This window comes from Nostoc sp. (genome assembly GCF_035638895.1).
Taxonomy (GTDB): Bacteria; Cyanobacteriota; Cyanobacteriia; order Cyanobacteriales; family Nostocaceae; genus Nostoc.
In genome coordinates this window covers 1-5,950 of the sequence record NZ_DASQZC010000026.1, presented here as the reverse complement: position 1 = coordinate 5,950, position 5,950 = coordinate 1, and the positions used below count along the sequence as shown (strand labels likewise).

General features: G+C 48.7%; 7 protein-coding genes. 5 read left to right on the top strand and 2 right to left on the bottom strand.

Going from position 1 to position 5,950, the window contains the following annotated elements; translation table 11 throughout:
• Window positions 1-228: 228 nt before the first annotated feature.
• The 4 genes from VE944_RS01065 to tnpC all read left to right on the top strand — a co-directional run bounded on the left by VE944_RS01065 (window position 229) and on the right by tnpC (window position 3,192).
• Window positions 229-423 carry a hypothetical protein gene (locus tag VE944_RS01065; RefSeq protein WP_324971061.1) on the top strand — a complete coding sequence of 65 codons (195 nt, stop codon included), beginning with the start codon at window positions 229-231 and terminating at the stop codon, window positions 421-423.
• Window positions 424-809: 386 nt separating this feature from the next.
• Complete coding sequence (locus VE944_RS01060) at window positions 810-1,205, top strand: hypothetical protein (RefSeq protein ID WP_324971059.1); 396 nt, start codon at window positions 810-812, stop codon at window positions 1,203-1,205.
• Entirely contained in the window at window positions 1,202-1,591 is a 390-nt protein-coding gene (gene tnpB, locus VE944_RS01055) for an IS66 family insertion sequence element accessory protein TnpB (protein ID WP_324971057.1), read from the top strand. Before VE944_RS01060 ends, tnpB begins: the two co-directional genes overlap by 4 nt.
• 47 nt (window positions 1,592-1,638) lie before the next feature.
• Window positions 1,639-3,192: an IS66 family transposase gene (tnpC, locus tag VE944_RS01050; RefSeq protein ID WP_324971055.1), complete on the top strand. Its 1,554-nt coding sequence runs from the start codon at window positions 1,639-1,641 to the stop codon at window positions 3,190-3,192.
• Window positions 3,193-3,558: 366 nt separating this feature from the next.
• Here the strand turns inward: tnpC and VE944_RS01045 are convergent, their stop codons facing one another.
• Window positions 3,559-4,227 carry a hypothetical protein gene (locus VE944_RS01045; protein ID WP_324971053.1) on the bottom strand — a complete coding sequence of 223 codons (669 nt, stop codon included), beginning with the start codon at window positions 4,225-4,227 and terminating at the stop codon, window positions 3,559-3,561.
• Window positions 4,228-4,314: 87 nt separating this feature from the next.
• A complete protein-coding gene (locus VE944_RS01040) occupies window positions 4,315-4,671 on the bottom strand; it encodes a hypothetical protein (protein WP_324971051.1) in 357 nt (118 codons plus the stop codon).
• A 538-nt stretch (window positions 4,672-5,209) separates the two neighbouring features.
• Here VE944_RS01040 and VE944_RS01035 point away from each other — a divergent pair.
• Window positions 5,210-5,950 (top strand): hypothetical protein (locus VE944_RS01035; RefSeq protein WP_324971049.1); only part of this gene is annotated, 741 nt, incomplete at its 3' end.

Below are 5,950 nucleotides of genomic sequence, written 5' to 3'. Positions count from 1 at the left end.
TAATGGCGAACCGACATGCCGACCCCCCCAATTTCCAGGCACATTTGGGATGACTTTACATGTCAATAAGAGCAGATTCACCAGCGAATAATACCGTCAATTGTATCAGGAGGCTGTCCGGCTGCTGGACCCATCCTCATTCTGGAATGGGTCCAGCAGCCGGACAGTTCCCCTCTGAAAAACGCAAGGCCACCCTTCAAGTAGCACACGTGAATCCAGAGCCCGACTATGCAGCCGGGTTTTTCTCTTTGCGTGTGGTTTGAAGAGTTGACGTTGGATCGCGGCGAAGCTTATCAAATGGAAATTTTTCCAGTAGAAGATCCACCCAATCAACTTCCGACTTCTGCGCTGAAAGGATTTCAATTGGACTCCTGCCCTTGCGCTTTCCGCGCGGGAACTTTCGATTGTTCCAGTAAAATGTAAACAAGGGGCAAAACCACCTCGGGATGGATTTATAGGTTTGGAGGTGGCATCTGATCACGCTATTAACTGATTCCATAAGAGAGTTTGATTTCTTGACTTCATCCATCAATTTGGACACGAGTGTGATCGTCCGATCAACCTCGCTTTGATCGGCCCATGAGCTTTGCCGAAATTTTGCCCTTAGTTTTGCGATTTTCTCTCCCCCACAAGCGCTGCTTTTCCTTGCTGTCGTGGGCCCGATGGGAGTGGTCCAGGTATTCCACGATAGGGCAAATGAATTGCAACACCATAAGGGAATTGACAGGTAACTCGTCGAGTAACCCCGCATTGAAAAAGTGAGTCCCCCGCCCGACAAGAGGTCCATCATTACCACGGAGAGGTAAATCATGGATCTCGCAATTCTGAAGAAAAAACTCAGTGTCTATCGTGATCAGGGTGGCAGTATCAAGAACGTCAGCGACGAGCTGCTCTATGAACTGCTCGTCAGCTGGGAAAGTTGGGAGGGAACTCCCAAGGATTTCTACAGCGCTCTTGGAAGCTCTTCCAGGCAAATGGCGGGCGTAATAGGGCGAGCCAAGCGCTACAAGCGTGAGGGCCGCTTCGGCAGTAGTGAGTTTAAGGAAGTGATGGTTGAGGATCAGAATCGTGAACCCGCGACCGGCGGAAGTCTCGCAGCTCCGGCGAGCCCCTGCAATGTCATTGAACTTGTTTGGCCGGACGGGCGTATAGCGCGCTTTTCCGATCTGGACCGATTTCTGGAGTTTATGAAAAGGACAGCATGATAGGACTTAATCGCCGAACCCGTGTTTTTCTGTGCAAGGAGCCCACCGATATGCGTGCCTCCTTCGATAGTCTGTTTTTTAAGGTCCAAAACCATTTGAAGGAAGATCCTTTCTCGGGTCACCTGTTCGTCTTCCTGAACAAAAGACGAACGACCTGCAAAGCTCTTCTCTATGACGGCACGGGCCTGATCGTAATTGCCAAACGCCTTGAAGAAGGCGTCTTTTCTACAATAAACCCCCACTTTCCGGGCAAGATTGTGCTGACTCAAGCTGAGTTCAGCCTGTTTCTGGAAGGCGCCTCTCTCAGCAAGCGCTTTCTGGAGAGTCCCAAGGAGGTCCGCCGAGGGAAAACCTCCACGACCGAAAATCCTGTTGAAAATCCCTGATTTTCCTGCCACATTTCCCCCAAATTCCTGCAAGCTGTGAGTTTTACATGGACGTAAAATTCAATGATTTCCTGAAGCGACCATTGACGCGCGAGGAGTTGAGTCAGCTGAACAAGTCGGATCTTGTCGAGCTCGTGTCAGTGTATCAAGATCGTGAAGGCATTCTAACTCAGACTCTGCAAGGCGCGGTCGGGATTGCTGAAAAGCTGGCTGAAGTCAGTATCGCCGTCAGCAAGCGTCTTTCCAAAATGCTTGACCTTCTGTTTGGTGGCTCTTTAAAGTCCAGAGCCCATCGCAAGATTAAGGAAAAGAAGCCCAAAAAGTTGCCGAAAAGCGGGAGAATGCTGCCTTCTGAGCGCTATCCGAATCTGCCGGTCATTGATCAGGAGATTGAGGCTGAAAGCACTCCAGAGTGCGCCTGTGGTCATTGCATGAGCGATTCCGGTATGCGCGAGACCTCAGAACGGATGGAGTGCAAGCCCAAGCAATACTATATTTTGCGCCATCATAAAGTGATTTACACGTGCAGACATTGTCATGCCGGGATCGCCACCGCTCCGTCTCTGCCCCAGATTATTCCTGGCTCATGTTATGGGGACAGCTTTGTCAAAGACGTTATCCTGAGCAAACTTTGTGATCTGATTCCCATAACGCGATATGTGGCGATAGCTGCCAGACATGGCGTGGAAGGCATTCCCGCCAATAGCCTTCACGAGTTCGCACGTCATTTGGCAATATACCTTGGCCCGTCATATGCGCGATTAACAGACGATGTCAAGCGGCAGTTGATACTGTTTGCCGATGAAACGCGACACAGAATGCTTGAAGGATCCGAAAGAAAAACCTGGTACCTTTGGTCCTTTAACGGAGAAAAAGGCGTTGTCTATCGACTGGAGGATACCCGGGCCAGTGTCGTTGCCGAGCGTTTTTTGCTTGATGCCGACTGCAGGTATCTCATGTCGGATGCCTACAGCGGTTATTACAAGGCCCTTCTGGTCATAAACAAACTGCGAACCGATGTTAATCCGGACTCTGAAATAATCCTGCCGGTATTCTGCAACGCTCACGCTCGCAACAAGTTTTGCGAGAGCGCAATAAAAAACACAAAACCGGCCAGATACATGCGCTGGATATACAGCATTATATTCGCCAGCTACACGGACTACCTGAAACAGGATGAAGTCGCTTCCGGGAACGCAAAAAAGCGCATGATCAGAGCGTTTCAAATCATGGATCGGATTGCCGACCGGCAGCTGTCAATTCTTTCCTCGAACAGCATGCTGCATGAAGCTTTTAAGTATTATTACAAATACTCGCAGTGTCTCGCCTTATTCCTGACCGACAAGACAATTCCCATGCACAACAACCAAAGTGAACGCTCGCTGCGGAATCATGTGGTGGGACGCAAGACCTGGTATGGAACACACTCACCCGATATCGCTCGTGAGCTTGTCAAGATCACAAGTCTTGTCGAGAGCTGTAAAATGCTGAAAATAAACCCGCGTGCATATGTTGACGATGCCGTGGAGCGGGTCCACAGAGGGCTTTCAGCCCTATCTCCATACGAATATAAGCAACTGCTCGCCGGGAATAGCTCCTGACCCTTGCAGAACCTCCTTTCGCTTCGTCCACTAAAACTATTTGCGGACGTGGAAGCTTCCAAGCGAATCACCCCTGTCACCCGTCAAGATCTCTCTCAAAGGGATGTTGGCGGGTATTGTCTTTTTTACGACACGCCTGTTGCTCACTAACCGTTTGCAAGGTGCAGAGGCTTATCACCATGCGAGTATTGTCTCGACCAGCCTTTATTTAAGGCATTTCAAGCGTTCTATGAAAGCCTTGGTGGAAGAGGATTGCCAGAGATGGCATCGGTCCTGAAAACCATGATAGAGCAAGCGTTTGAGTGCAAGCATGCCGGAGCACGGTTGGATCCAGGGTCTATTCAATGGGTCTTGATACGAACTTGTTCAAACCGGGAGGCATTTGGTAAAGGCGCCATTAACATGCCGCAGACATAATGACAATAGTGTGTTCGTTCGACGATTTACATTGACAGAACCATAGATTTTTCTGACCTCAGTTTCGATCATCCCTTTGAAGGCTGAAATTGATTTCAGCCCGCTCTCCAGGTAAGTCATGGCTTCTTTGATCGCGCGATGGTCACTGACCGTTCGTCGAGCAATGTCCAGAAGCCTGAGACATTTTTTCACGATAGCTCGTAGGGATGCAGCCGTCACGTAGCATGGGCTTTCATCATCAGAAAAATAGCATGCCTTCCGGATCTCCCTGATGTTTGCCTCGATCAAATCGAATTGCGTCAAAGCATCATTCATCTTTATTTTGTGCGCATCAATGATTTCAGGGCCGCATTTCGATCCGAAGAGTTTAATTTCTGCCGCAATCATCGCGTAGCACTTGCTTTCCAAAACCCGTTTGGCTTTCGAAAGTTTATACAGAACGTGAAACAGATCCCGAAGTTGGACAGTGCCGGAGAAAACATCGCGAATGCCTTTGAGAATGCCACTTCCACCATCAGTGACCGTAGCCTTTGGATCAAGACCAAGGTCTTTTAAAAATTTGAGAAAGACCGCCCATGTGTCACCCGACCTATCGTCTGCGGCCTGGATATATATCACGGCACTCAATAGGGCGACAAATCCAAGTATCGGCTCCTGGCGCTGAAATATTTCATCAAAGGCAGCACAGTTTATCGGAGCCAGAGCCTAGTTCGACTTGTTGAGTGTGGCAGCTGCCTCGCTGGCAAGATCAAGTACATGCAATACTTTTTGGTGTGATATATCTGTCGTCATCACCTTGGAAAGCGTTGTGGCACACGATCTTGATGAGGTCCTGCCATCAAAGGATTGAATCAAAATATTTCGCACCAAATGATGGTCATACTTTTGCTGTGAGTCCATGAACCGTGCAAGATCGGAGCGATAGATTGGCAAGTTGTCATGCAGAGTCGATTTGGGAATTCGCATCTGGGCGGAGATTTCGCGTAGGGAGTGTTGTCCTTCTTCGACCAAGGCCAAGGCGCGCAGCTTCGTTGACAGGCTACTATAATGGTGAACCGACATGCCGAACCCCCAATTTCCAGGCAAATTTGGGCTGACTTTACATGTCAATAAGAGCAGATTCACCAGCGAATAATACCGTCAATTGTATCAGGAGACTGTCCGGCTGCTGGACCCATTCCTTCATTTGCATCCACAAGACTATAAGAGTACAAGTGTTCATCCAGACAGGTTTTGCAAAATATCGATTTTGATCCAACCTTAATTAAATCTTAATAAAAGCAATATGATATGAATACTGCATAGTAATCGTACTGATTACCATTTGTACTCCTGATGGATCCAAATAACCCAGGTCTGTGCTGATTTTCCTGTGGCTTGCCACCGAAAAATACTAGGTTGAGTTGGCGATCAGAATTTCTCTTGAGACCTACACTGTCTAGTCTTTTTGATAGAGGAATGGTTTTCCATTCCTTTATTTTTGGGACAAGCATGGGCTCAAAACATCTGAAGGTGCAGGCTCGACATAGGCCTGGGATGAGCCTTTTGAGTTCTGAAAGCCACTCCGGTTCAGCCAATATTCATTGAGAGGTCAGCATCCATGGAAGCAAGGATATCAAAATTTGAAGCGGTTCAGGCCTTACTAAAAAGCTACTTTGGTCGATATCCCAGGGTCACCATCAAGGCCTTGTCCGTGCGCACCGGTGTTCCCTATGCCACCCTTAGGCGGATTCTCCACTCCGAAGTCAATGAGATCAAGGATGAAACGGTTTTCAAACTGCTGGAACGCGTCCTCTCCAAAAACGAGCAGGTGGATTTTATTCGCAGCCATTACCCATCCCTCGGCAGGATGATAAGTCTGCCCTCCCAAATCAAACCCGACAATGGGGAACTCTCTGATTTGCTCAGAAAGTTCCTCTATCTGAATCCACATAACCTCATTATCAAGCTGGCCATGACAAAAGCAGGCGCAAGCCGTGAGGCGGCGGAACGCCTGGCCGGTGAATCGGGATTGCTCGCACTCGATGAAATGCTCGAGGCCGGTTTGCTTGAGCAGGAGAGCAATGTGATACGAGCAGTGTTCTCAGAGATGGATCATCATGCAATGCAGCATCAGATCAGTAGTGATGCAAGGAATTTTGTCCGCGAACTCAGTTCAAATTTTGCCCTGATCAGCCATACATGTGAATCCATTACGCCTGAGGCTCTGGCCCGGATAGTGGCGATGAGCCGGGAATTTTTGAAGGAAATCGAGGAAATCAAAGAGGACGCGGTTGGAAGTGTGCCATTTTTCTTAAACATTGTGGTGGGGCCTTACGACCAGCAGGATTTGCCCGGAACC